The 24,904-nt window shown below is 59.6% G+C and carries 23 protein-coding genes and 5 pseudogenes; 19 read left to right on the top strand and 9 right to left on the bottom strand.

Going from position 1 to position 24,904, the window contains the following annotated elements:
- Positions 1 to 98 precede the first annotated feature (98 nt).
- The gene (locus H1204_RS52500) at positions 99 to 680 is read right to left on the bottom strand and encodes a DMT family transporter (RefSeq protein WP_346015809.1); all 582 of its coding nucleotides are present in this window, start codon (positions 678 to 680) and stop codon (positions 99 to 101) included.
- A 566-nt stretch (positions 681 to 1,246) separates the two neighbouring features.
- On the opposite strand from H1204_RS52500, the gene H1204_RS49730 reads away from it, so the two are divergent.
- Positions 1,247 to 2,152: a LysR family transcriptional regulator gene (locus H1204_RS49730; RefSeq protein WP_180736492.1), complete on the top strand. Its 906-nt coding sequence runs from the start codon at positions 1,247 to 1,249 to the stop codon at positions 2,150 to 2,152.
- Positions 2,153 to 2,614: 462 nt separating this feature from the next.
- On the opposite strand, the pseudogene H1204_RS49725 reads toward H1204_RS49730, so the two are convergent.
- A pseudogene (locus H1204_RS49725) lies at positions 2,615 to 3,755 on the bottom strand (ISKra4 family transposase); the annotation flags it as partial.
- 321 nt (positions 3,756 to 4,076) lie between these two features.
- Here H1204_RS49725 and H1204_RS49720 point away from each other — a divergent pair.
- The gene (locus tag H1204_RS49720; protein WP_180736491.1) at positions 4,077 to 4,832 is read left to right on the top strand and encodes an IclR family transcriptional regulator; all 756 of its coding nucleotides are present in this window, start codon (positions 4,077 to 4,079) and stop codon (positions 4,830 to 4,832) included.
- A gap of 56 nt (positions 4,833 to 4,888) precedes the next feature.
- Here H1204_RS49720 and H1204_RS49715 read toward each other — a convergent pair whose 3' ends face one another.
- A complete protein-coding gene (locus H1204_RS49715) occupies positions 4,889 to 5,455 on the bottom strand; it encodes a VOC family protein (RefSeq protein ID WP_180736490.1) in 567 nt (188 codons plus the stop codon).
- A gap of 145 nt (positions 5,456 to 5,600) precedes the next feature.
- On the opposite strand from H1204_RS49715, the gene H1204_RS49710 reads away from it, so the two are divergent.
- The 4 genes from H1204_RS49710 to H1204_RS49695 all read left to right on the top strand — a co-directional run bounded on the left by H1204_RS49710 (position 5,601) and on the right by H1204_RS49695 (position 10,238).
- Positions 5,601 to 6,452: a fumarylacetoacetate hydrolase family protein gene (locus H1204_RS49710; RefSeq protein ID WP_180736489.1), complete on the top strand. Its 852-nt coding sequence runs from the start codon at positions 5,601 to 5,603 to the stop codon at positions 6,450 to 6,452.
- Positions 6,453 to 6,502: 50 nt separating this feature from the next.
- A complete protein-coding gene (locus tag H1204_RS49705) occupies positions 6,503 to 8,023 on the top strand; it encodes a bifunctional 3-(3-hydroxy-phenyl)propionate/3-hydroxycinnamic acid hydroxylase (RefSeq protein WP_180736488.1) in 1,521 nt (506 codons plus the stop codon).
- A gap of 141 nt (positions 8,024 to 8,164) precedes the next feature.
- On the top strand, positions 8,165 to 9,412 hold the full coding sequence (locus H1204_RS49700; protein ID WP_180736995.1) for an MFS transporter: 1,248 nt from the start codon (positions 8,165 to 8,167) through the stop codon (positions 9,410 to 9,412).
- 193 nt (positions 9,413 to 9,605) lie between these two features.
- Positions 9,606 to 10,238, top strand: a complete 633-nt coding sequence (locus tag H1204_RS49695) for a porin (protein ID WP_180736487.1) — start codon at positions 9,606 to 9,608, stop codon at positions 10,236 to 10,238.
- Between the two features lie 56 nt (positions 10,239 to 10,294).
- Here the strand turns inward: H1204_RS49695 and H1204_RS53205 are convergent.
- A pseudogene (locus H1204_RS53205) lies at positions 10,295 to 10,647 on the bottom strand (Tn3 family transposase); the annotation flags it as partial.
- On the opposite strand from H1204_RS53205, the pseudogene H1204_RS52495 reads away from it, so the two are divergent.
- The 3 pseudogenes from H1204_RS52495 to H1204_RS49680 form a co-directional block, all read left to right on the top strand.
- Positions 10,647 to 10,772, top strand: a pseudogene (locus H1204_RS52495) (porin); the annotation flags it as partial. The pseudogenes H1204_RS53205 and H1204_RS52495 overlap by 1 nt on opposite strands.
- A 240-nt stretch (positions 10,773 to 11,012) precedes the next feature.
- Positions 11,013 to 11,657: pseudogene (locus tag H1204_RS49685) on the top strand (IS5 family transposase); the annotation flags it as partial.
- 82 nt (positions 11,658 to 11,739) lie between these two features.
- Positions 11,740 to 12,780, top strand: a pseudogene (locus tag H1204_RS49680) (IS701 family transposase); the annotation flags it as partial.
- 314 nt (positions 12,781 to 13,094) lie between these two features.
- Here the strand turns inward: H1204_RS49680 and H1204_RS49675 are convergent.
- On the bottom strand, positions 13,095 to 13,277 hold the full coding sequence (locus H1204_RS49675; RefSeq protein ID WP_180736485.1) for a CsbD family protein: 183 nt from the start codon (positions 13,275 to 13,277) through the stop codon (positions 13,095 to 13,097).
- 191 nt (positions 13,278 to 13,468) lie between these two features.
- On the opposite strand from H1204_RS49675, the gene H1204_RS49670 reads away from it, so the two are divergent.
- The 3 genes from H1204_RS49670 (at position 13,469) to H1204_RS52490 (ending at position 15,814) form a co-directional block, all read left to right on the top strand.
- The gene (locus H1204_RS49670; RefSeq protein ID WP_180736484.1) at positions 13,469 to 13,888 is read left to right on the top strand and encodes a response regulator; all 420 of its coding nucleotides are present in this window, start codon (positions 13,469 to 13,471) and stop codon (positions 13,886 to 13,888) included.
- A 141-nt stretch (positions 13,889 to 14,029) separates the two neighbouring features.
- Positions 14,030 to 14,524: a ferritin-like domain-containing protein gene (locus tag H1204_RS49665; protein WP_180736483.1), complete on the top strand. Its 495-nt coding sequence runs from the start codon at positions 14,030 to 14,032 to the stop codon at positions 14,522 to 14,524.
- An 861-nt stretch (positions 14,525 to 15,385) separates the two neighbouring features.
- A complete protein-coding gene (locus H1204_RS52490) occupies positions 15,386 to 15,814 on the top strand; it encodes a hypothetical protein (protein ID WP_243469152.1) in 429 nt (142 codons plus the stop codon).
- Positions 15,815 to 16,249: 435 nt separating this feature from the next.
- On the opposite strand, the gene H1204_RS49655 is transcribed toward H1204_RS52490, so the two are convergent.
- The 3 genes from H1204_RS49655 to H1204_RS49645 all read right to left on the bottom strand — a co-directional run bounded on the left by H1204_RS49655 (position 16,250) and on the right by H1204_RS49645 (position 18,740).
- Positions 16,250 to 17,662 carry a GAF domain-containing sensor histidine kinase gene (locus H1204_RS49655; RefSeq protein WP_180736482.1) on the bottom strand — a complete coding sequence of 471 codons (1,413 nt, stop codon included), beginning with the start codon at positions 17,660 to 17,662 and terminating at the stop codon, positions 16,250 to 16,252.
- Positions 17,663 to 17,879: 217 nt separating this feature from the next.
- Positions 17,880 to 18,287, bottom strand: a complete 408-nt coding sequence (locus H1204_RS49650) for an Hsp20/alpha crystallin family protein (RefSeq protein ID WP_180736481.1) — start codon at positions 18,285 to 18,287, stop codon at positions 17,880 to 17,882.
- Positions 18,288 to 18,299: 12 nt separating this feature from the next.
- On the bottom strand, positions 18,300 to 18,740 hold the full coding sequence (locus tag H1204_RS49645; protein ID WP_180736480.1) for an Hsp20/alpha crystallin family protein: 441 nt from the start codon (positions 18,738 to 18,740) through the stop codon (positions 18,300 to 18,302).
- A gap of 495 nt (positions 18,741 to 19,235) precedes the next feature.
- Here H1204_RS49645 and H1204_RS49640 point away from each other — a divergent pair, with 495 nt between their 5' ends.
- The 3 genes from H1204_RS49640 to H1204_RS49630 all read left to right on the top strand — a co-directional run bounded on the left by H1204_RS49640 (position 19,236) and on the right by H1204_RS49630 (position 21,018).
- On the top strand, positions 19,236 to 19,685 hold the full coding sequence (locus H1204_RS49640) for a hypothetical protein (RefSeq protein ID WP_180736479.1): 450 nt from the start codon (positions 19,236 to 19,238) through the stop codon (positions 19,683 to 19,685).
- A gap of 197 nt (positions 19,686 to 19,882) precedes the next feature.
- Positions 19,883 to 20,179, top strand: a complete 297-nt coding sequence (locus H1204_RS49635; protein WP_180736478.1) for a hypothetical protein — start codon at positions 19,883 to 19,885, stop codon at positions 20,177 to 20,179.
- Positions 20,180 to 20,319: 140 nt separating this feature from the next.
- Positions 20,320 to 21,018, top strand: a complete 699-nt coding sequence (locus H1204_RS49630) for a ParB/Srx family N-terminal domain-containing protein (protein WP_180736477.1) — start codon at positions 20,320 to 20,322, stop codon at positions 21,016 to 21,018.
- Positions 21,019 to 21,478: 460 nt separating this feature from the next.
- On the opposite strand, the gene H1204_RS49625 is transcribed toward H1204_RS49630, so the two are convergent.
- Complete coding sequence (locus H1204_RS49625; protein WP_243469151.1) at positions 21,479 to 21,913, bottom strand: response regulator; 435 nt, start codon at positions 21,911 to 21,913, stop codon at positions 21,479 to 21,481.
- 413 nt (positions 21,914 to 22,326) lie between these two features.
- Here H1204_RS49625 and H1204_RS49620 point away from each other — a divergent pair, with 413 nt between their 5' ends.
- The 4 genes from H1204_RS49620 to H1204_RS49605 all read left to right on the top strand — a co-directional run bounded on the left by H1204_RS49620 (position 22,327) and on the right by H1204_RS49605 (position 24,759).
- Positions 22,327 to 22,905: a phasin family protein gene (locus tag H1204_RS49620; RefSeq protein ID WP_180736476.1), complete on the top strand. Its 579-nt coding sequence runs from the start codon at positions 22,327 to 22,329 to the stop codon at positions 22,903 to 22,905.
- A gap of 601 nt (positions 22,906 to 23,506) precedes the next feature.
- Positions 23,507 to 23,947 (top strand): PRC-barrel domain-containing protein, encoded by a 441-nt coding sequence (locus H1204_RS49615; RefSeq protein ID WP_180736475.1) that lies wholly within the window; start codon positions 23,507 to 23,509, stop codon positions 23,945 to 23,947.
- Positions 23,948 to 24,342: 395 nt separating this feature from the next.
- Positions 24,343 to 24,513, top strand: coding sequence for a hypothetical protein (locus H1204_RS49610; RefSeq protein ID WP_180736474.1), 171 nt, complete (start codon positions 24,343 to 24,345; stop codon positions 24,511 to 24,513).
- 30 nt (positions 24,514 to 24,543) lie between these two features.
- Positions 24,544 to 24,759, top strand: a complete 216-nt coding sequence (locus H1204_RS49605; protein WP_180736473.1) for a hypothetical protein — start codon at positions 24,544 to 24,546, stop codon at positions 24,757 to 24,759.
- Positions 24,760 to 24,904 lie beyond the last annotated feature (145 nt).

Raw genomic sequence — 24,904 nt, 5'->3', positions numbered from 1 at the left:
ACAATGACGTCATTGCGATAGGCAATACAGATGGTGACCTGGTGTTTGTCGATCGGCGCACAGCCACGCCGGGAGAGGCACGGCTCGTTCGCAGATGTCTATCGAAGCCGGCCGCGCGCGTGTAGCAACACGGTGCCCATTCCGCTCAGGGCGATGACGATCATCCCCAAGGCAGTCCATATGTCGGGGACCTTGCCGAAGAACGCCCAGCTGAAAAGCGTTGCGAAAGCGAGTTGTGCGTAGCCGAACGGAGTGAGCACGGCCAGCGGCGTTCTGCGCAATGCCTGCAGCATCAGCAGATGGCCAAAGGTTGCGAGCGTCGCCATCACGAGAAGCAGGCACCAACTGCCGATCGTCACCTTGCGGATTTCAGGCAGCAGGCCTGCCTGATCGACCCACAGCAATGCGGCAAGCACAAGGCTGGCAACCAGTGCAGTAATGAAATTGGTGGTGATCGGGTCACCGGCGGTTGACAGCTTGCTGGACACGACCTGAAAGCATGCGAAGGTGGTTGCGGCGCCGATAGGAAAAGCGACTGTCCAGCTGAATTCGCCGCTACCCGGCCGCACCACGATCAGCATCCCGATAAAGCCCAGAACGACCATCGACCATTTGCTGTTCGATACGTTCTCGTTAAGCAGGATCGCGGCAAGCATCGTCGAAATCAATGGCGCCAACATCGCGAGCGATGTGGTGACGGGCAGCGGCAGGTAGCGCAGCCCGCAAATGTGCAGGCTGAATTGAGTAGGAGAAGCAGAGCGCGCAGGAGTTGCAGTTTCAACACACCGGCGTCGCGAAAATGCTGGGCGCCACGCCGTGCCTGCCAGACGCCCAGGGCGACCGCCTGGAAACTGTAACGTCCGAGAAGCAGGGCAACGAGCGGTACAGCCGTCCCGATGGCCTTGACAACGGAATCGCTCGCGGCGAACGTTGCCGTCGTTGCGACCATCAGCGCGACCCCGGCTTCAGCCGTCATCGGAATAGCGGGCAGGCGTGTCAATTCGATGCCTTTGTTATTCCCGGTCTGCTCACGAGTTGACGTCTCATCAGATCCGGCTCCATGCCGGACGCCGGGGAATCGCAGGGTGTGCTAGCCCGCGAAGGTGGAAGATTCTTCATGACGTGCTGTGGCCCGGAATCGTGATTCTCAATCGTCGCTCGTCGACGTAGTGCCCACGATACAAGCCAGCGTCCATTCCCACAACGCAATGATTACAATAGCGTCATTGCGTAGAACAATAGTACTATGAACTCAGACGAGCTTCCCGACCTCAAGTTGCTCCAGTTGTTCGATCTCCTCTACGACGTCCGCAGCGTCACTCGCGTAGCCGAGCAGCTTGGGCAGAGTCAGCCTACGGTCAGCATCTGGTTGGGCCGCCTGCGCGAGCATTTGCAGGATCCGCTGTTTATCAGGACACCGGGTGGCATGGCGCCCACACCACAAGCGGATGCGTTGATTGGCCCATGCAGGGAAATTCTCGAATCACTTCGTCGCTTCGCTGCGTGGGAAATTGCGTTTGATCCAGCCACCGCGAAGCGACGCTTCCGCATTTGTATGACCGACGCGAGCCACATCACGCTCCTTCCTCGAATGTTGGCGCACGTACGTGCGCAAGCGCCGGGAATCCGTCTTGAAGCGGCCAGGATCGACGGAAATACCGAGCGGGCGCTGGAATCGGGCGAGGCCGACCTCGCGATCGGCCACATACCCTGGCTTGGCGGTGGTATTTACCAGCAGCAGCTATACACGCAGGACTGGGTCTGTTTGATCAATAAGCATCATCCGCGCGTGCGCGGAAAGCTCGGGCTCAAGCAGTACCGCGCGGAAGGTCATGTCGCGATCGCGGCAGGGACGGGAGCGCAACTGCTGGAGCAGGCGTTCGTGCGCGAGAACGTTGAACGGGACGTGGTACTCGAGCTGCCGGGGTTTCTCGGGCTCGGGGCCATCATCAAGAGCACCGATCTGATTGCCACGCTGCCGCGGCATATCGGCGAGACGCTGGCGAAGGTGAATGACCTGTCAGTGCATCCGTGTCCGATGCCGGTGGAGGGATTCGCAGTGCGTCAGCACTGGCACGCCCGCTATCACCACGAAGCGGGAAATCGCTGGCTGCGCGATCTGGTGATTCAGCTATTCAGCAGTTTGCGGTGATCTTAGTCTTCCACAACGCGAGCTTCCCGTGCGCGAGTTCCTGTTTGGAAAGTCGACGCGGACGCGCACCCTTGCTGGCTGCGCCGAGTGGGCCGCCGACGTCGCCCATAAGTCGATCGGCCGCCCCGGGCCTAGCGCAGCGCGACGTCAGTAGGGTTCGATGTCAGCGATCCCGTCGCGTTGTGCGTAGCCTTGGCGTGGAGTGAGCGCTCTTCCGTTTTCGGCCAATCGCAGTCACTCGACGTGTGGCCGTGAATGGTTGACAATCTGCTGATCCAGTAAGGAATGGGGAATGTGTGATCAAATTCGGCAATTTTTTCAATCCCAGGCGACTGAGTTCCGCTGTAAATGAAGAGCACTTGGCGCTCTACATGGGATATGCGTTCAGCCACGGGATCAATGTTCAACATCTAGTTGCCCCGGGCGAGTTGACGGTTCCGTACGTGATCTACTGGGAAAACGAGAGAGCACCTGATTGACTGCAGACTCGGCCGTGGCGGTCGAGATAGGTTTGCCAAGGCGGTGTCATGCGCCGTAGTTGATCGTTGAGCCGCCATTCGCTTCGACGTATTCAACAAGCTCTCGAGTCCGGTAGTCGAGCTGCGCCAGACTTTCTACAACGCCCGGCGTTTCAGCCACGATCACTCGACAGAGGAGCAGGATGCCCTGCATCCGGTCTTTCGCCTTCTCCAGTTTGGCATGCCAGAAGCACCGGCGCAGCTTGTCAACGCGGGAGATCAGCACACGTCGGGCGGCCTTTTCCGTTTCCGTTCGTGCACGCATGCCCTTGATGATCTGCTCGAGATACCTCACCCTCATTGATATATGGAACCGGTCCAGGACAGGTGTAGGAGAAAACGGCAATCGACAGGCGATTGACTGCAGGCCACTGGCACCATCGGTGATGACCGACAGTTTCGGTTAATCGCTTCCGGTTGTGGTCGTCACAAGGGTGGTGAGCCGGGCCACGATATCCGGCAACCTGTTTCTCACGAACGCGAATACGCGCGACGTCTGCCCTCTGGCGCTCAAGCGGCCCGTTAAAACCTCAAAGCTGGGGCATTCAGATTTACGTCGCCCTCGAACGAATCCTCCGTCGACGGTCAGGGTCCACTCCGTCTCTTCCTTCGGGGCGCGACATGCAGCTGGCTGAACCGCTTCTATACGCGCACCGACGCGTAGCGCCCTGTTTCGCACGGTCACATGGTTCAGTGTCGCCCGCGCAGGCAGGAACTCGCGTATCACTGTAACGACCTGCCGATACGGCATCTGTGCCGAAAGCCTGGCCTCAAGCGATAGTAGTTCCGCGGTCGCCCGCTCCGGAATGAATTCGGTCATCGGACTGTACGGATACTCCATCTGCAACGGCCTCTCGCACGGACAGCAGATAATCCGGGCAATGCGAAAGGGCGCGGTGCCGAAGACCGTATCCACCTGCGACCACAACCTTCTGGAGCCTGTGCAGCAAATCTTTTCCTTCGGCCAACGACAGCCCGACTTTCTCCGGCTCAAGTTGGCGATAGGGACGTTCGAGCTGGCAGATTTCGAACGTATCTGTTTCATCCCAATCAGTGGTGATCTCGACGCGAATTGTGATTTTCATCTCCAACTCCGGCGGCCTTGATTGGCGAAATCCTAGGCGCCCTGCGCTGAAACCCCAAGGTTTTTAACGCTCCCTCAGCGCATTTTCCCGGGCGACGGGCTGGGCGCCCGTGATTGACACAATTCCTGACACAACGGAGACGGATCCCCTTCGTTCTACGTCAGCCGCCATTTGGACGGCGGCATACCCTTCCTATACAGATATACTTGCTCCCAGCTTGTTTCCACACCATGCCCGTTAATCTGAGGCTGTTGTCCATTATTCGGGCAGGAGACAATGTGGTCGGTATAATCAATAGCCCTTGATCGAGACCGGCTTTCAATGTCGAGCATTGCAAAACTACTCTCCCTACTCGAGCTATTTACCGAGTCGCGGCTCTATCTGACGGCCGAACAGGTCGCAGCCGAACTCGACTGTTCAGTGCCGAGCGCCTATCGCTATTTGCGGGAACTGGTCGAATCCGGGATGCTCTTGCGCTTCACGGGTGGCGAGTATGGTCTGGGTCCGCGCATCATCCGGCTCGACTACCATTTACGCATGTCCGATCCGCTTCTCAAGGCGGGACAGCCGATCATGCGCGAGCTGGCGTCGCACTCCGGCTTCGACGTGGTGATGTCCCGCTGGTACGGCGACGAACTGGTCGACACGCATCGCGAGACGCACGACACCACGCTCGATCTGCGGTACGGCCGCGGCCGGCCACGTCCATTGTTTCTGGGTGCGGCGCCCAAGGCGATCCTTTCGACGTTCCCCAAAGCGAAGCTGGCCGCATTGTTCGAGCAGCATGCGGAGGAAATCAAGTCGAGTGGACTCGGGGATTCGCTGGAAGCGTTCCGCTCGAACCTGCTCAAGATACGGCGCGCAGGGGTGTACCTGTCTAACGGCGAACTGGAAGACGGCGTATCGGCGCTCGCTTCGCCGCTGTTCACGGACGACTCCGGCGAAGCCGTCGGTTCACTGGCGCTGATCGTGCCGAGTCAGCGCCTCGAACTTCTCAATCTCGACCGCCTGATCGAGAACATCAAGGAAGCGGCGGCCCGCACCTCATCGCGTGCGCGAGCCGTGATCGAAGGCTAGCGCCGGCACGACGGCTGATTGCTCTAAGCATCAGCAGTGTCAACGCGGCGCGGGTTTCAACCAATACCCATCCTTTTCGCCATCTCGGCCACCCATTCCGTGCGCGGGCGAAAGCCCGGCAGTTCTCGCGCATGCCGTTCGACGGAAGCCATCAGCGCGTCGTCGGCTAATGCGAAATCGACGGGGACCCGCATCGGCTGGTCCACATACCATGGCGTATCGATGAAGATCTCCAGCCGGTTGCCTTCGGGGTCGCGCGCGTAGAACGAGATCGCGTTGCCGTGCGTAACCGGCGAGATCTCTTCCATCTTTTCTTCCACGAAACGCCGATAGAAAAGCCTCAGCGTAGCCAGGCTGTCCGCCTCGAGGGAGATCTGATTGATGGGATTGAATGGCAACTGCGCGGGCCGCCCGCTCGCCAGCACGATCTGATGATGGACAACCGGGTCCCGGCTTAGAAACACGAGGCCAACCTTGCCGTGCGGCGTGTCGAGACTGCCCCGGTCCGTCACCGTGAACTCCAGTACGCGCGCGTAGAAGTCCTCCATCTTCGCCATGTCGTTGACGTAGAAACCCATGTGGCTGAGCGAGAGTCCGGCTCGCCCGAGAGTGGTCGATGACATGTCACCTCCAGTTGTAGTGATAAACCCTGGTAAAAATCGCGTTGTGAACTGCATTTTTCGTAGTGTATTCTCAAACAGCGATAAACGCACTAATAAATCAGCGCTCGCGAATCGTCTTACGTCCAACTTTTATCACTGGAGCACCATGAAACTCGTCAGCTTCTCGACCCATCAAGGCTCATCATTCGGCGCGGTCCATAACGGCTCGGTCTTCGATCTGCGCAAACGTCTTGATGGACGCTATGCCGATCTGAAATCGCTCATCGCTGCGGATGCGTTCGCGCAAGTCCAAGCCGTCATCAACGAAGACAAAGGCGATTACCCGTTGGCTGAAGTCACGCTCGAGCCTGTGATTCCGAACCCTGAGCAGATCTTCTGCGTAGGGCTGAATTACGCCGAACACGTGAAGGAAACGAATCGCGAGACCACGGAAAATCCGGTGATCTTCATGCGTTTGCCCGCTTCGCAGGTGGGCGCGGATCAGCCGATGCTGCGGCCGCCCGAGTCCACCCAGTTCGACTATGAAGGCGAGATTGCCGTCATCATCGGGCGCGGCGGGCGGCGTATCGCGGAATCCGATGCGTGGAATCACATTGCGGGCTACAGCTGCTACAACGATGGATCGGTACGCGACTGGCAACGGCACACGGGCCAGTGGGGACCGGGTAAGAACTTCTACCGGACAGGCGCTTTCGGCCCCTGGATGGTCACGAGCGAAGAGATCGAGCCGAACACGACCATGACGCTCGTCACGCGTCTCAACGGCCAGGAAGTGCAGCGCGCCACGACCGACATGCTGATCCACGGCATCGCGAAACAGATCGCCTACCTGTCTACCTTTACGCCGCTGTTTGCTGGCGACGTGATCGTCACGGGCACGCCGGGCGGCGTCGGCGCAAAGCGCAACCCACCGCTGTTCATGAAAGCGGGCGATGTCGTCGAAGTCGAAGTCGATCGCGTCGGCGTGCTGCGCAATCCGGTCGCCGACGAGGCTTGAGCGTGTCCGCGCGGGGCGCACGGCGCCCCTCGTCAAAGAGGAAGATCAACATGCAACAACCCACACAACCCACCCTCGGCGAGTACGACGTCGCGGTGGTCGGCCTGGGGCCGACGGGCGCAACGCTTGCCAATCTGCTCGCACTGAAGGGAATGAAAGTCCTCGTGCTCGAACGGGACGCGGACGTCTTTGCGCTGCCCCGCGCGGTTCACTTCGACGCTGAGTGCATGCGTGTATTCCAGACCATCGGGCTGTCCGATGCGTTATTGCCTAACCTCTTCGTTGGGCCTGGAATGAAGTTCATCAACGCGCAGGGCAAGCTGCTAATCGATTGGCAGCGGCCTACCTGCATTGGCCCGCTCGGTTGGTGCCCGAGCTACAAGTTTCATCAGCCCGACCTCGATCGCGTATTGCGCGCGTGGCTTGCCGCTCAGCCGAACGTGGACATCAGGCTGCGGCATGAAGCGTTCGCCCTTGACGAGACGGCCGAGGGCGTGTCGATCCGCTTTGAAGACACGAGCTGCGGGAAGTTGCGGCACGCGACGGCGCGCTACGTAGTGGGCTGCGACGGCGCACGCTCGATCGTGCGCCGATTTATGGGCACCGAGCTCGACGATCTCAAGTCGCATGAGCGATGGGTCGTCGTCGATGTTTTGCTGAAAACGCCGCGCCCCGATCTGGGCGACTATTCGATCCAGTATTGCGATCCGCAGCGGCCGTCTACCTACACGCGCGGACCGGACAATCGCCGGCGTTGGGAACTGATGGTGATGCCGGGCGACGACACGTCGCGCCTGCAGTCGCCCGAATGGCTGTGGGACAAACTCTCGCGCTGGATCACGCCCGAAGTCGCGACGATCGAACGCTCGGCTGTCTATACGTTCCATTCGGTTGTCGCGCGGGGCTGGCGCAACGGGCGCCTGCTGCTGGCGGGCGATGCCGCGCATCAGACTCCGCCTTTCATGGGGCAGGGCATGGCAGCGGGCATTCGCGATGCGAGCAATCTGGCGTGGAAGCTCGAGCACGTTATTCGCGACGATCGTGACGACAGCCTGCTCGACACATATGAAACAGAGCGCTCGCCCCATGTGCGCGAATTCATCGAGACGGCGGTCGAACTGGGCAACGTGATCCAGTCGCGTCCATCTGTCCGCACAACGACTGACGACGAAGCCACGGCGGCGATACGCAACTTCGTCACGCCTCAACCGAGGCTTGGCGAGGGCGCGCATCTCGGCAGGCAACAGACATTCGCGGGGACCATTGCACGTCAGCCACGTCTGAGCGATGAACGTTTGCTGGACGACAGCGTGGGCTACCGCTACGCACTGCTGCTCGCATCCGGATTGCGCGCGATGTATCCCGACATCGTGGAACTCGCGGCCCGAGCTGACGTCGCGGTCGTCGATGACGAAGCGCCCGCGTTGCGCGAGTGGCTCAGTGAAACGGGTGCCGAAGCGATTCTTGTGAGACCGGACCGTTACGTGTACGGAATGGCCCATAGCGCCGCCGACAGCCTGCGCGCGCTGATGTGCGACGCGTTTCCTCATTTGCAGAGCGAACTCGCATGACAACAACACGCATCTAGCCATCTACACGCATTTGGCCGAAGAGCCAAACGTCCTTATCTGGAGGAGTCAGTGGAAAACATCGAAGTCAGTGTCACGCGCAATCAACATGTCGCGTCCGGCATCTCACGCGCACAGTGGAAGATGATCCTCATCGCGAGCCTCGGCGGCTCGCTGGAGTTCTACGATTTCATCGTCTATGGATTTTTTGCGCACTATATAGCGGGGCAGTTCTTTCCTAATGCATCGTCGATGGTGAGTTTGCTGTTTTCATTTTCGGTGCTGGCAATCGGGTATGTAATACGGCCGCTGGGTGGAATCGTCCTGAGTAGCTGGGGCGATCGTTATGGACGCCGGCCCGTGTTTCTCATATCCATCGTGGTCGTGACGGCGGCCACGATAGGCCTGGGTCTGCTCCCGAACTATCAGAGCTGGGGCATCGCGGCGCCCATCATCCTGATTCTGCTGCGCGTCGTGCAAGGCTTTTGTGTCGGCGGTGAAATGCCTGGCGCCATTACCTATGCAGTTGAAGCTGCGCCTCAACGCGCAGGACTCGCCGCCGGGGTGATCATCTGTGCCGTGAATGTCGGCGTGCTGCTCGCGACGCTGGTGAATCTCGCCATTCAGGCGTGCATGTCGAGTGCCGATGCGGCTGCTTATGGCTGGCGTGTCGCGTTCCTGTTTGGCGGCCTGTGCGGAATCGTCTCGTACTGGATGCGCCGGAACCTCGATGAATCCCCCGAGTTCGAACGGATGCGCGGCGCGGTGGTCAAGCAGCCGTTCCGGGAGACTTTGCGTCATCACGGGCGGCAGGTGATCGCGGGTGTGATGGCGATCGCAGTGATGGCAGGTGTCAACGGGATTCTTTATGGACATATGCCTGCGTTTCTCGTGCAACAACTGCACTACGCACCGCGTACGGCAGCACTGGCGCAAAACGCGTATCTCATCGTCAGTTCGGTGGGTCTGCTGTTCGCGGGCTGGCTCGGCGACAAGGTGCCTCGCCGCTATATCCTGCGTGCGTCGGCGGTGCTGTTGCTGGTGCTGAGCTATCCGTTCTATCTCGCACTGAGCACGCATAGCGTGAATCTGGTAGTGCTTTTCGTACTCGCGGCGCTGGTGTTTTCGTTGGCGAGCGGTACGTGGGCATCCGTGCTGGCCGATCACTTTCCGGTCCAGATCCGCTATAGCGGCATCGCGCTTTCCTATAACGTCGCGGTCGTGGCGTTCAGCGGCTTTGCGCCGTTGCTCGGCACCATGCTCATTCGTGAAACGGGATCGCTCGCGTCGCCGGCGTTGTATGTGATGGTGGCGTCGGTCGTTACGCTGCTTGCGGGTGCAGTCACGCCGGGTGTCGCGAGGTTGTCGCACGCTGCTCCGCAGGCGCACTAGACGAATCAGATCCGACACGAAGGAGAAACGCTGTGGAATCAGTTTAAAAAATAAAATTCGTATTCCTATGGATGGAGCACCGTCAGTGAAGAATAAAATCGCGATTCTTGCGGCGACTTTCTGCGCATCATCATCGGCATTTGCGCAAGGCAGCGTGACCCTTTATGGACTCGTGTCAGAAGGATTGACCTAGGTGAACAACGAACAGGGCGCGCACAATTTCAAGCTGCTGAGCGGGGCGAACCAGAACAACCGGCTAGGCTTCAAGATATCGGAAGATCTTGGCGGCGGGACGAAAGCTGTCGCGCAACTGGAGAACGGCTTCGACGTCACGAACGGAAAATTCGGACAGGGTGGACGGATGTTCGGCCGGCAAGCGTATATGGGTCTGTCGAACAACGCCATGGGCACGTTGACCGCAGGCCGTCAGTACGACATGTTCTGGGACTACCTGACCGCCTATTCGGCCGGCGTGGCGATCGGCGGGCTTCTCGCGACTCCGGGCGATGCAGACAATCTGATGCGCAGCTGGCGCTATAGCAATTCAATCAAGTACGTATCGCCGACGATGCGCGGTGTCGATTTCGAAGCGCTGTATGCGTTTAGCAACGCGTCGGGTGAGTTTGCCGTCAATCGTGCGTTTAGCGCGGGCGCAAGGTACGTCGCCGGTCGTTTTCAGATCGCCGCAGCCTACGTTCAGCTCGACGCGCCGGGCACAGTCAACGCAGCGGGTGCCGTTAGCGACGACTACGCGGGCGCGCCGTTCTTCCTGTTCCGTTCGAGTCCGTTAAATAGCGGAGTTGGTCTGAAAATGGCGGTTGCATGACGCCGAACCGCTCGCAAAAAGGCTTCGCGGGTGCATGCGTTTCGCGCAATCGAATGGCCTGGGCGTTTCGGCTCCCGCTTGAGCTCATCCCACGGCGTGCGGGCCGCCCGAGTTTTATAAAGGTCGTCGAGCCGCGTTCGCAGCGGTTCGTCCAGAGCCTGGGCGAACGCGCGGTAGATGGCCTCGTTGAGCTGGCTACGGTGGCCTCGTTGAGCTGGCTACGGGCGTGGCTGGCGATGCGCAAGAGCGAGGCGAGCGGCGGCAGTTCGTAGCGATGCCACACGAGTTCCTCGAGCAGCACGTTGACGATGTCGGACAGCTCGGCCGTGGTGCGCGCGGCGCCAGCGGCCAAAGACGTGAGCCAGTCATGGGCCGAGGCACCCAGAGGACGAATGCGGGCGTACTCGCGCTCAGGTTGTGTACCAGCACGCTTCTAGCGGCCGCAACGCATACATCTACAATCCCACTTCGAGTGGTGGCACGTCAAGTTCGCAAAACCAAACCGCTGCGACGGTCGGCGTGCGTTTAACTTAAAGCGGAGACTAAGCCGGATGAATCTGGTGATGTCGTGGGACTGAAAGCATCGTCGGAGTGATGTCACACCTTCGTAGCCTGAAGTAGACAGTTTTGGTCAGGATGATTTATCCGAGGGTTACACGCCATGAATCGTGGTCTTAATCTTGATGTACATCTGCAAGGCACGCTCAAACACAGTCGCTCCAGACGGGCCTTTGCAGCACGGCTGGACATGACCATCAAGCGCGCAAAGGTGACGACCTGTCGACAAAGTTGGGATTTGGCTCGGTCAACCTGCTGGAGACGGTTGCGCGACTGGCAGAAGGCCGGCGTGTGGAAGCGATTGCACGAGCTACTGCTGGCGAAGTTACGCGAGGCAGGCGAACTGGATTTCTCGCGAGCAGCCGTCGACTCTTCATCTGTGCGAGCCGTTGGGGCGGGCGAAAAACTGGTCCGAACCCCACGGATCGCGCGCGACCAGGTTCCAAGCACCACATCCTCGTAGACGCCAATGGCGTTCCTGTCAGCGCGATTCTGACAGGCGCGAATCGCAACGACGTCACCCAACTGCTGCCGCTGGTTGACGCCACTCCACCGGTTCGTGGCGTACGTGGCCGGCCGCTTCAGAAACCCAAGGTCATCTACGCAGACCGTGGCTATGACTCCGAGGCGCATCGCCGGAAACTTCGCGAGCGCGGCATCAAGCCGGTGATTGCCAGGCGCCGGACAGAACACGGCAGTGGTCTGGGCAAATTCCGCTGGGTTGTCGAACGTACTCATGCGTGGCTTCACAACTTCCGTCGTCTTCGCATTCGCTTCGAACGTCGGGCCGACATTCACGAAGCATTTCTCAAACTCGGTTGCTCCCTCGTCTGCTGGAACATCTTCAGACGGACGGAGTAGCCTTTTTGAATCCGTCTCTAACACTACAGCCGTAGTCATTTTTCCTATACTAAGTTAGTATTACTACTTTGTATAGGACACTATGAAAGAGATTGCAAAAGCATGGGAACATGAACTGGATAAATTGCATGGGAGACTGGCTGGCCTGTTCAGGCGTGCTGAACCGCGACAGCGTTCGCTAGCCTATCTAAAAGGTTTGCTGGGCTCAGTCGAGCGCAAAAACGGCTGGCAGCTCGCAGAATGGATCGGCGAAGCCACACCCGATGGCGTGCAGCACCTTCTCGAGCGGGCACAGTGGGATCCTGACGCAGCTCGCAACATCCTTCGCGACTATGTCGTTGAACAACTCGGCGAGCGTGATGCCGTGCTGATCATAGATGAGACGGGTTTCCTCAAGAAGGGTGAACACTCTGCCGGTGTACAGCGCCAATACAGTGGTACAGCAGGTCGCATCGAGAATAGCCAGATCGGAGTGTTCCTATGCTACGCAGGCGACGGGGGTAGCGCATTTATTGACCGGGAACTGTATATGCCCCAGTCGTGGATCGATGATCGTCCTCGTTGCCGGGCAGCGGGTATCCCTGACACCGTGGGCTTTGCAACCAAGCCGCAGCTCGCGCGCCGGATGCTTGAACGGGCACTGGATTCGGGAGTACCCTGCGGCTGGGTCACCGGAGATGAGGTGTATGGCGGTGACCGTCCCTTGCGGCTGTGGCTCGAGTCGCGCGCGCAACCATTCGTGCTGGCGGTTAAGAAGAGCGAACCTCTGTGGTGGCAAGGCCCGACTTATGTGCGCCCCGACAAGATTGCGCAAGCCTTGCCACCACAGGCCTGGCGCCGCCTTTCGGCGGGAATCGGCGCAAAAGGTGAGCGACTATATGACTGAGCACTCACGCCGTTATGGCGTCTGCAACTGAGCGCCGAGGAGCGTCGCTTTGGGCATTACCTGCTGGTGCGACGTAGTCTCGACGAGACCCGTTAACACGCGTATTACGTCGTCTACGCACCCCGCACCAAGGTTACCCGTCAGACGCTGGTCAACGTCGCCGGCAGGCGATGGGAAATTGAGGTGGGATTCGAGGCCGCAAAGGGCGAATGCGGCCTTGATCAATATGAGGTGCGTCGTCGCCACTCGCCGGTACCCGCTCGGCTCGCGTGCCCGGCAGTCCGGAGGAAGTGGGTTACCGCGATGGTGGGTCGCGCTTGCGCAATCTCGTGCGGATGCCGTCTGGCCGTGCACTCATGTTCGAGGTCGAAGCAATAGGTCATTCGATTGTACAAGCGGTATGTTAATCCGCCAGCATAGCCAACCAGTTGCACAGTTGTGCCGGACTCCAGCAGAACTGCAAACTGGTCGAGCGGAGGCAGACGGCGATCCAATGCGGCAAGAAATAAGGGGCAGCCTCAGCGCTGCCCACTACGGACGCAGGACTCGCGCTAATGCTTGCGCACGTCCTTCGCGGCTTCCTTGACATCGCCAACGTCTTTACGGGTATGGCCAACCTCTTGCTGCACGTCGCCCTTCAACTCCTGTGCTGCGTCGCCCGTCGCCTTGCCAACGGCCTCGTTAACCTTACCCTTGACCTTCTCCGCAGTTCCTTTGACTTGGTCCTTGTTCATCGTGCATCTCCAAACGAAGCGACCGGCGGTCGCGGTGCATAGCGCAGAGCATGTCGTGTGCCCAATTCCCTGGTTAGGCCACGGCGCGAGTGCTGGTTCAACGGCGCTGTCGCTTTCCCGCCTGGCCGCATCGATGGGTACACGGTTGCGGGAAACGGAGACGATGGATTTTCGAGGCGGGCCAAAGTCTTATGCCTACAGTTTTGCTGGTTGACGATGAGCTTGACAACCTGTTGCCGCTTAAGTCGGTATTCGAAGCAAACGGCTATAGCGTTCAGCTCGCGACGAACGGGAAAGAGGCGCTGGACAAACTTGCGTGCTGTTTCCGTGGACTCATCGTGAGCGACTGGGAAATGCCTGTCATGGATGGTCTGGACCTGTGCCGTCAGGTCAGGAGCCGGCCGACCACGCGAGAATTACCCATCATCCTGCTCTCGGCATTGCCGGAACCCGCGGATGGTCCTCCGTGCGGGTGTGTCTATTTCCGCAAACCGGCCAACCTCGACGTGCTCGTTCAAAGCGCCAGTCGGTTAATCGCGCATCATATGTACCTCGCCATTGCTGCACCTGCCGGGCGCTGGCAAGGCGTTGATGCGCGCTGTTGGCCCTAGTTGTACCGGAAAGTACGTTGAATCGAAGACTCGCCTGTAATCGCCAGAACTCCTGCAACGCGTCGGTGGGCACATCGGATGCACTGGGATGTCACCGCAGTCACGGTGATTACGGTTCTGCGCTACTCAAAGGAGAAGGCCATGACGACGAAGACCCTGAAGGACCTGTTTATCCATTCGCTATCCGACATCTACAGTGCCGAAAAACAGATGACGAAGTCGCTGCCAAAGATGGCGCGTGCGTCAACGAGCCCGGACCTCAAGTCGGCGTTCGAAGGCCATCTTGAAGAGACACACGGACAGATTCAGCGGATAGACCAAGTGGTCGCAGCGACCGGCGTAAAGCTTAAACGCATCAAATGTGTGGCGATGGAAGGGCTCGTCGAGGAAGGACAGGAGCAGATTGATGAAATTGAAAAAGGCCCTGTTCTCGATACGGCGCTGATTGCCGCCGCGCAAAAGGTAGAACACTACGAAATCGCTGCGTACGGTTCTCTGATTGCGCTGGCGAACCAGTTAGGCGAGGCAACTGCCGCGCAACTGCTGGCCGAAACATTAAAAGAAGAAAAGAGCACCGATGAAAAGCTGTCGCTGCTCGCAGAAGAGAAGGTCGCGGCGGAAGCACTTGGCAAATAGAAGCTTGCAGCAAGCCCGTATAGCTGCTACCTGCGTCTGGCCAGAATGGATGCGACCCCTGGCCGGACTCCTGGCAAGGTGCGGGTAGCGCGGCGAGTGTGGTTCAATTGCCACTTTGCAATTTTCTTCCTGCATTTGGCAAAGGTGATGAGGCGTTGGGCTCTATGCGCGTCGGTGTTCGGAAAGGCCGTACCGTAGGCGCCCGGCAAAAATACTGCTGTACAGAAGTAATGTCACATCCTCAAGCCTTCGCTCTGGTGGGATGACCGCTGCGGCAGCGTGCGACCTGCATGGCGCGGGCTATCAGAACCGCAAGGAGATGCGACAGCCCTAGCCCGGATGACACAAGCATTGGTCTCATCCCAGAGCAACTTGAACTGTTCCAAGATGGCAGCTTCTGGCAGGCGGGAAGCTGACGGGGTCCGCGAAATCCTTTTCAATTTCGTCTGGCGACCGGAACTGGCTAGCGTTGATGTCGGGGGCGTAGTTGGTAGCAACGGTGGAACGACGCTTGCGCTCTGGTGGGTGCCGGGCTTGTCCGGCGGAATGGTGATTCAACGGGAGACTGGCCATGCAACTTCTAGTAACGCAGGAAGGATTGCCCCGCGTTTCGTGGGGTGCAGATTCACGGGCGTCGTCATCTCGCTCGTTGTTTATCTGCTGATGAGCGTGCTGGGTGCAGCAATCGGAGCTTCACTGCTTAGCCCCTTATCCCAGCCGAACCCCGCCCGGACGTTTGGTTTCGGGTCAGGCGTCTGGCTGATAGCGACAACTGTCGTTTCCGTGTTTGCCGGAGCCTATTTCGCCGGTCGGTGTGCGCCGGTACTTGGCTGGATGCATGGACTACTCGCTTGGGCGGTCATGATTCTGTTTGTCGTGTTCGGGATGGCTTCACTGGTCGGCGGCGCGGTCGGCGTCGCGGGGAATATCGCGTCGGCGGGTGCGACGGTTGGCGCGGCCGCGAGCCAGTCGAATGCGGGGAGCGGCGCGGTAAATGCGCTCGCGCAGCAGGCGCGTAACGCTATTGCATCAGTCGCCGCTGTGACCTCCAGCCCACAGGCGGAAGCCGATGCACGACAGACAGCGGACACTGCGACACGAGCGGTCGCCCGCGCGAGCTGGTTCTCCGTGGCCGCATTGGCTATCGGTGCTGTTATTGCCCTTGGCGCAGGAGCCCTCGGTTACCGGCATCAGCCGACCGTCGAACGCGGGGTGGCCGCCGGGTCGGTACCTCCCCGTGGGGCGGTGGTAACCGGTCCCGACGCGGAAACCCCGCGGCGAGTGCGCTAGCAGAACCGCTGGTAGGCGCTCGTCACATGCATCGTATATGTGCCAGTGTTGGACGCCATACCCTGACTACAGGCCTGAGCGAGGCAAGTGATATCCGTTCGCGGCGGTCGCTAAAGCTTGCCTCGGAATGCGATGCTGCAATTCGTGCACTTGCGCACAGAGACTCCGCACGCGACTTCCCCGAGGGTTTCACTATCATTCTGGGGCGCGCAATGTCGCCCCCTCGTCCTCATGAATTACTTGATTCGCCGTAGTTGCCGACGCCGGCTATCGGACTGCGCAACCGGGTTTTCGGACAGAACCTGTCCCGGTCGCGCTTGCCGGCGTGCCAGGCAAGCCGGGAGTTGACTCGCTCGTCTCTGTTTGGAAGTGCTCCGGCCGGGCTCGCATGCACGGCAAAAAGGCGTCACGGTACGAACTGACCTGTTTCCTCGCTCATTCGCGTTGTCCTGCCAGGCGGGGCGACAAAACAACATGAAGCCGTTCAAGTACCGGGAGCACAACCGTCACGGCCGTGCCTTTCCGTCCGTCACCGCTTGCAATGGAGACTGTGCCGCCATGGCATTCCACCAGATATCTGACAAGCGCCAGTCCGATTCCCAGACCGGAATCCACGGTCGAGCATCGCGAGCCGAGCTGGGTAAACATGTCGAACACATAGGGAAGCTTGTCGGGCGGGATGCCGTATCCGTTATCCGTCACGGTGAATTGCACTGCATCCGGGAACGTCACCCCTTGTCCGCCAGGCGCATGCCCGACAAAAGCGGCGAGGTCAATGTGGCTGCCATCTGGCGAGTATCGGGCGGAATTGCTGAGCAGGTTCACCAGGACCTGGGTCAATCGGGCAGCGTCTGCGCGCAACGTTATCGGCTCGACTGGACAATGGACGCTGAGCTGATGTTTGCGTGCGTCCATTGCGGGTTGCACGGCGTTCACGGCGTCCCAGACGATATCAGCGAGCTGGCAGGTGTCCATTTTCACCTCTACCTTGCCGTGCCGGATTCTTGCCGCGTCGAGCAGGTCCTCAATCAACCGCTTGAGTCGGCCCATTTGCCGTTGCGCTATCTCGAGCGCGCGCGACGCCGCGGCCCCGCTGTTCTCAAGCATTCCTAGGATATCGAGCGACGAGATGAGAGGCGCAAGGGGACTTCTGAGTTCGTGGCCGAGTGTGGCGATGAACTCGTAGGTGCGCTCCTCTGCCCGGCGCAAGGCCTCCTGAGCCTCTTCCGCTTCGTTTGCGCGCTTTTCAGCCAGCGCCTGCATGCGCGCGACCTGCATCGCTGCGCCTGTAAAGTCCGCGAGGCTCGTCAGCAACCGCAGGTCTTCCGCGTCGAAGCGGGCGTTTTCGCTATGCGACATGACCCAGATGGCGCCCCAGGGACCGTCGCCGACCGGAATGGGGACCAGCAGGGCTTCGACGACGGGTGGCGAGACGGCTTCGATGGATGGGAAATAACGTTGCGGTGTCCTGAAAAGCTCGGGCTTGCCCATCGTCAGCGTCACCCCACACAGGCTGTCGTCAAACGGGCGGTAGGTATTGAGAAGGGGCGCACAAAAACCCGCCAACGCCGCCCAACGGAAGCTCGCAGGCCGGTCCGGTGGCGACTCCAGCACGCTGATTCCTGCGCTGCCAGCGCGGCACAGGCGAGCGGCCTCCGATGCCAGCATGTCGAGCATCGCGGTATCGGAGGTTGCCAGCGCATGCGCAAGCCGTCGCAGAACTTTGGCTTCTGCGCCATAGTTTGGACGCCGGCTTGCTCGTGAGGCAAGTTCGGCGGTAATCAGTGACTCGCGGTGCGCGGCTCGGATACCGATGTCCATCGGGGATGTATTGACGTCGAAGTTCATGTCTGCACACTCCGCGCGAGCATGTCGGGGCGTCAATACCAGGACGCAAATCGGCGGCGAGACTCTACGTCATAGCAAACGGCGTTCCTGCAGGGGACCGCGTTCTTTGTGCCCCGTTGTCCCGTCCATGCACGCTCCGAAATCCATCGACTACAACTCGACTGCGGTGGCACGTCGCATGTCGCAGTCGACTTGTCTGAATCGTTGAGTTGGGCAATCAGCCTGTACGGACCTCAATCCGGCGGGGCTTTGCTTCATCGCGACGCGGAATAGTTAGCTTGAGCACGCCGTCCTTCAGGCTTGCGTCAATCCTTGACGTATCGAAGTCTTCGCTGACGGCAAATCGTCGCGAAAAGTAAGGCGCCCGCACTTCAGCGTGCGAGAGCGCGAGATTTGGCGGCACAGGCACGACGGATTCGGCCTCGATGGTGAGGCTACCGTCGTGAACCCTGACCTCCAGCCTTTCTTTCGGGACGCCGGGCAGGTCGGCTAGCAGCGTGACCGCGTGACTGTCTTCGAAAATGTCGACGGCGGGTGTGAGCGTAATGCGCCGGCGTGCGTCATCCGGTTCCGCACGAGTCATGGCGCCCTCGTCGCGTTGGGCGATTTGCGTGTTGTCGCTCATGATGTCACCTCACTACTGGACGGCAATGGCACGGGGTTTGGACACTTCGCGTTTGCCCACGGAAATCAGCAGGCAGCCGTCGACGTAGCGTGCCGTCACCTTGTCAGGGTCGGCCTGCTGTGGGAGCTCAACGACGCGCCGGAAAGAACCGTTAAAGCGTTCCTGTGCGTACTGCCGCGAGCCGGCTGGCAACTCGGCCTCTCGCGTCATCCGCTCGCCGGCAATCGAGAGCAGACCCTTGTCAACGGAAATATCGAGCTTCGCGGGGTCGACGCCGGGCGCGAATGCTACGACTTCTACCGTGTCGTCGGTCGTGCCGATGTTGATATGGGGAAAGGTGCCGAACCGGCTGGAACGAAGGCTTGACGAATAGCCGCCGAACAGGCTGGACATCTGGCGTTGCAACCGGTCCAGGTTGCTGAAGAGGTCGGTCCCAAAGTAAACGTCACCCATGGTCGCATTCTCCTCGGGCGGCAAGGAAGCGAACCGGCATCTTCAGTCCGGTTGCCCCATAGCCGCGGACAAGCAAGGTTGAAACACGCAGCGCCCGAGAACGGAGTTCACGAACGACTGCCTGAGCGATGTTTAAGATAGGGCGTCTGCGGGGAATTTCAAGACGCGGCGCAAAATTTTCAAGCGTCAGGCCGCTTATACAGTCCGCGCGGCCGGTCACTGACGACAACGCGAAATTCGGTATGTATCATGGCGCCCCTGACCATGACCGGCGCATTGCCGGGAATTCTGGAGGGCAGTCCCGCATCCGGTAGCGCATTGTTTTTGTTTTGTATGATGAAGCGGCCCGCATCGGCGGCCAATGGTCGCTGACGATGGCACGCGCCTCTCCCCCTATGATTCGGATTTCGCTAGAATTGCTAAGTAAGCGGTTTTTGATGCGTATGTGCCGTGAATTCGGGGACAACGGGGACGCTGGTGGGCGGGGCAGGCGACATGCCTGTGCTGCTCGATACGGTTCCGATGCCCGCATCGGCATCGACGGAACCGTCTGTCATGGCTGAGGAAGGTCGTGCCATCCTCGTCTACCGCATTGCACCTTCCGACTGGGCCCGGTATGGTTCCTTCGTCCAGAACGAGGAACCTTTTTGCGTTATCCGGTTCAATGGCGCCGTCTTCCAGAGCCTCGGTCCACCCAGCGACGAGGACTTGGCTCAGCACGTCCTGTATGCAAAAGGTTTGCGTCCTTATGGCGCATACGAGGTACTGGCATCAAGTCTCGTTGTCGAATGGTGGCCGAACATTTCACCGGCCATTGCGCTGCGCCATTTCATTTTCACCTTCGAAGACAGCAGCTTCGAATGCGTTGCGAGCAGCTGCGAACTTGCCGGCATCTTCGCGGCGGCTGACAACGCGCGGGGCGAGGCTTTTTTGCGACTACGATGAAAGCTGACCCATCATCCGCTTTAGTGGCGGAAGGCCTGTGATGCCTTCGTGCGTGAGCCGGGAGCGTCGAATGCTCGATTAGCCTGCAGCGACGGCGCTCGCGAGGCGTGGTGCGCATGATAGGCGCAGGCTGCCCGCGCATCAGGTACATCGCCTTATATGTCGGCAACGCCTGCGGGCAGGACGCGAGCAGTCCCATGTTACTCAAATTATCTATTGCGTATTTCAGCGAGGCGACTCCTCAATTGCACACGCTTTTCCGTCGGTCGCGGCCTCCGTCCATGCGGGTAACCATCGACCAGTTGCGACGTACCGGCAAGACATTCGCGTGCGCGGTGCCACGGGCAAAGTGGGCGGGCCGCCCGGTCAAACCGGGCTGTTACACCATACTGGCACTCGTCGTTGCCTCCGTGGTGCTGGCCGTGATGTTGTCCGTCTCGGCCACCGGCGAAGAACTCCGCAGCGCGGTACGTTTGAGCTGGTGGTTTTCCTGAGCGCATATACGCTCCACGTCTAGCTCTCGAGCCGACTGGCGCGGCGAACCGACACGGAACGCTGTGGGCATGCCTGCAAAGAGAGCGCGTCATCTGAGCGGGGGCTCGAAATGAATGATGGACCGAAGTCTCGAGGCGAGGTGGAAGCGGAACGTGGCCCGCTGCTACGCGTGCACTGGACGTTACTGAGGCCGACGCAAGGCGCCATCGGCTACGTCCACATGCAAACCAAACGGGCACGCTATCTTGAACTGCCGGATAACGACCGTGCTCCCTTTTTCGAGGAACAGGCCATAAGGGTTGTCCTTGGACCAGCAGGACTCATGCATGTAGTTGACCATCATCATTGGGCGCGTGCGTGGCACGACATGGGTATCCCGGAAGCGCCCGTGCGGATAACCGACGATTTCAGTGCCCTCGACGGCGATTCGTTCCTTCGAGCCTTGTCGAACAGAGGCTGGATGCATCCGTTCGACGAACATGGGCGAGAGATTCGGGTCGCTGAGCTTCCCTGCTCGCTCGCAGAACTGCCGGACGACGTCTTTCAAAGCCTGGCGGCATGCCTTCGGACCGCCGGCGTTTTTGAAAACCCGGGGGAGCTCAATGCAAAATTCGCGTGGGCGGACTTCCTGCGCCAGCGTATTCGCTTGCGCCCCTCGACAGTTGAAGGTTTTGCGCTGATGTTGGCCGAAGCGTTTGCCGCCTCCCGTAGGCGCGATGCGAGGGACCTGCCGGGCTACCTGTCCAGCAGAAATATAAACACAAACGGCCATGACTACGCGAAATTGAGCGTCAGGTTCCAGTGGCCGCTCTTCGAGAGGGAACGGCTAAAAATCTGAGGTTTGTAATTCAGGACTTTTGGGGGCGCCCAAAGCATAGCGGCCGGTGAATGGTTCGACTACGCGAAGGGCTTCCGCTGCGTCACCTCCGTCAAGGTCGCTTCACCCAGAAAGCCAGTCTGGATGTGCAACTCGGCCGACCTAAGGCCAGGCAGGCCCCAAACATCCAGGCGACATAAGCCGACGCGCTCATCCGTCTGTGAAGCGATGCGTTTAGGTCGAGCAATCGCCTCGCATCGCGGCCATCTGCCAATCGGGCGCGACTCAACTGGACGCCGTCATCGCGCAGTCGGCTACGGCCATGTCGGGCGGGTGCTGACGCCTCGAAGCCGCTGGCTGCCGTTCGACAAGTTTCCTTCTGCCGCGATAGCGAGTCTAATGAGCCCCGCAATCCTACGTCATCGTCAGCCAGAGGCCATGGCTTGGCGCCCTGCTTGCGCCCATAAAACACCCGACCGCTTCAATTCATTGGGTCCGTACGCTGCATCAATCCGGCGTCCGTCGCCGGAGGTGCAATGTCCGTGCTTCGGACGGAAAGCACCCTCTCGTCGAGAAGGCTGGCAATCACTTCCAGAAGGCGTTTGACGGGAACAGGTTTGCGCAGGAATACGTTCCATGGCGGCGCAGTGGGTGCGGGATGCAACGCTGAGGATAACATCGCGATGGGTATGCGCGATGTTGCCGGGTCATCCTTGAGCCGGTGGCAGAATTCGACGCCAGCGACATGCGGCATCATCCAGTCAGTCACAATGAGGTCGGGGCGTTGCATCGCCGTGATGGCTGCACCGACCTCTCCGTCCGGGGCAGTCAGCACCCGGTAGCCTTCGACTTCGAGAAGTATCTGAAGCGAATGAAGGATTTTCGTATCGTCGTCGACGAGCAGAATGGTAGCCACGGCCGGCATGCAACAGGTGGACTCAACCTGGCAGTCGAGCATTTTCCACACCAATGCTCATACGGCTGCCGGATGCTCGCTGCGTCGCGGACGTGGTCGGTCCGGGACCGCATCGGCCAGAAGAAGTCCGCCGCTCTAGCGCCAGAAATGTCTGCGTCCAGGAGTAAGAGCTACAACTCTCCCTCCATCCCTATACACGGTTCAGCTAGCCGGAAAAAAGGCCCAATCAAGTGGAGGGCGGGCCGTAGCGCGAGGGACACCGAAAGCGCGTGTCGTCGGCAAGCTGGAATGCATCCCGGTGAAGCCGGGAGCGGGCATTGCTGTGCAACCAGTTCCTGCCCGGGAGCGTTGTTCGTGGTTGCATCGAACAGCTTCGCGGACGCCTCGCCAATTTTTCACAGATGGAGGTTGTAATGAGCAGTCTTCCTGGTGACCGAGCGGTTGCTTCGCAAAGAGCTACTTTCGAAACCCTGTCCGACATGTGGACGAAGGCTTTTGGCTGTATTGAGAAGCTGACTGAACTGAACTTGCGCGTGACCAAATCGACGTTCGCCGAAAATCAGGCAATTGCGCGCGTGGCTTTGTCATCCAGCGACACGCAGGAGCTATTCACATTGCACGCCAGACGGGCGCAAGCCGCTATGGAGGAAGTACAGTCGTACTGGCGGCACGTCTACAACATCATGTTCAGCGCCCAGGCAGACCTGGCCGCGACCGTTGAGACCCAGTTAAAGCAGCGCCAGCATGACGCGCAAGCTTTTGTAGAGTCGGTGGCGAATAATGCACCGGCCGGAACCGAAGCGGCAGTAGGCGCGCTGCAGTCCGTTGTCACGGTCGCCGGTGAGGCGACGACCGCGACGATTGAAGCCAGCAAAAGGGCCGCCGAACAGGCGCTGGAGATTGCCGAAAATAACGTTAACGCTGCGGCTTCCGCTTCAAGCAGGGCGACCAGGCAGGCCGTTGACCAGGCCCGGGCTGCAACAAAGCCGTAAATGACATATCAGGCGACACGTCCTCTTGGTGCGCGTCGCCTCGCGCCGCATGCGAACACGTAAGGGCTTGCATAAACCTTCGGCTATGCGAAGCACCGGTACTGCGACCTGGTAGATGTGCGCCGCCGCACTGGTTTGCGCTCCGATGTGCCGCATTACCAAGGTACAGGATGCAGAAGCCACTGCCGGTCATGCGGAGTTGCGCGGGATGAAATGACGCACAAAAACGGCTATCAGTGCGCAGTGGCCGTTGCGCACAGGCTTTTCACGATAAGTACAAGCTCATGAGGGCACGTACCTTTTCGGCAATACCCGTCAAAGTTTTTACTAGCCAGATTCGCCATAACAAATTGTTCTTCAGCGCACGTATATGCCAATATAAATGGTCCTGGGGCCGGGATGCAGAGTTAGCCAACATTTTGCCACGCCGACAATGACTTCCCTGCCCTGGTTCCAGCAAGATGCGGCCCTGGTCGCGCTACCAATGGAGTCAGAAGAGAGCGAACGCAAACGCTTTCCCAGGTTCGGTTTGCTCCACGTTCAATGCCTGGCATGCCGAATGCGGCCCCATGACCACAAAATCTCATTTTGGGAGGACATCATGAGCAGACTGGACCCACAAGGCAGGACCGGCGAAGCCGGCGCGCGGATAGTCGGCGGGGGAGTTGGAGAGGGTCCCGAGCCGGACGTAATGGCAGCCGATACGTTGGACGGCAACAAGGTGATAACCGCCGATGGCGAACACGTTGGGAAGATTTCCGACATCATGCTTGACGTGCGCAGCGGGCGCGTCGCATACGCCGTGCTGTCAGAGGGCGGGTTCCTCGGCATGGGCGATACACTGCACGCCATTCCATGGAGCGCACTCACCCTCGACACAACAGAGAAGTGCTTTCGGGTTGATATCACCGCACAAAGAATCAAGGATGACCCGGGATTCGACAAGGACCACTGGCCATCCATGGCGGACGCGACTTGGGGAACGCAACTGCACCAGTACTATAACCGCCGACCGTATTGGTCACAGACGTCACGGGCCTGAACGAACAAAACGGACTTCGCGTATCCATCGGGCAGCCGGGAGAAAGAAGGCACGCATCGACTCCCATCCGCTGCAGCCCTGACCTGCTCAGGGTGGCACGCACTGTCATCGTTGGTTTCGTCATTGAATCAGCCACCGGCGCTATCAGTGACTGAGAATGGAAAGCAACGGGCGCATGGTCGAGACTGATACCTCCGAATTACATCGCGAGACATATTCGGACGGGCAGTAGTGCATGATGCCACGGCGACAATGACCGACCGGCGGCCCACGCGGAAGGCGGAACGAGAATCTGACTCTACGCTTCGCGGCAGTGTTGAGCGACTTGCAGCACGGCTGGACTCGCGGAATAGGCCTTGCTGTTTGAAAATCGTTCAAGATTAGCGGAGATGCACATGACCACAGAACCGAAGGAGCAAAACTCAACCAGCAACAAGTCTGAAGACGACATCGACAGGGCTGTTGAAAACACTTTTCCTGCCAGCGACCCGCTGGCGACGACAGGTGGCACCACCCGCATTGAGTCGGAGGACGGCGAGGAAAGTGATGAAGATGCGCCTGAGTAATGAGAGGCGCGCGTGCAGGAGGGAGGCAGCATGGCGGACACGTTCAAACCCGGTGAAACGGTAAAGACGTCGGGCATCTATTCGGTCATCCTTGAAGGAGGCGACAATGAAGGCCGAACGTTTGAAGCAACGTGTGTTGAAGGCGACCGCTTCCCGCGAACACGCACGGGCGTCGGCGCAAGCTACGAACTGAAGCACGGAGCGCCCTATTCGCACAACCACCCCGACTTGAAGCCGCACGGGTAGAAGACATATGTTGGGGCGGCCGCATCATGTTGGCGAGGGAAATCGCGCGCTCGCGGCGAAAGGCGCCATGGGCAACCCAAAAAGCTAACGATGGGGAGGGGCCGATTCGACAGCGCCCGGATGATTTGACGGCGCGTGTGGCAGG

Source organism: Paraburkholderia sp. PGU19 (genome assembly GCF_013426915.1).
Classification (GTDB): domain Bacteria; phylum Pseudomonadota; class Gammaproteobacteria; order Burkholderiales; family Burkholderiaceae; genus Paraburkholderia.
Note: the sequence above shows the minus strand (reverse complement) of the source record. Positions and strands in the feature narration are given on the sequence as shown.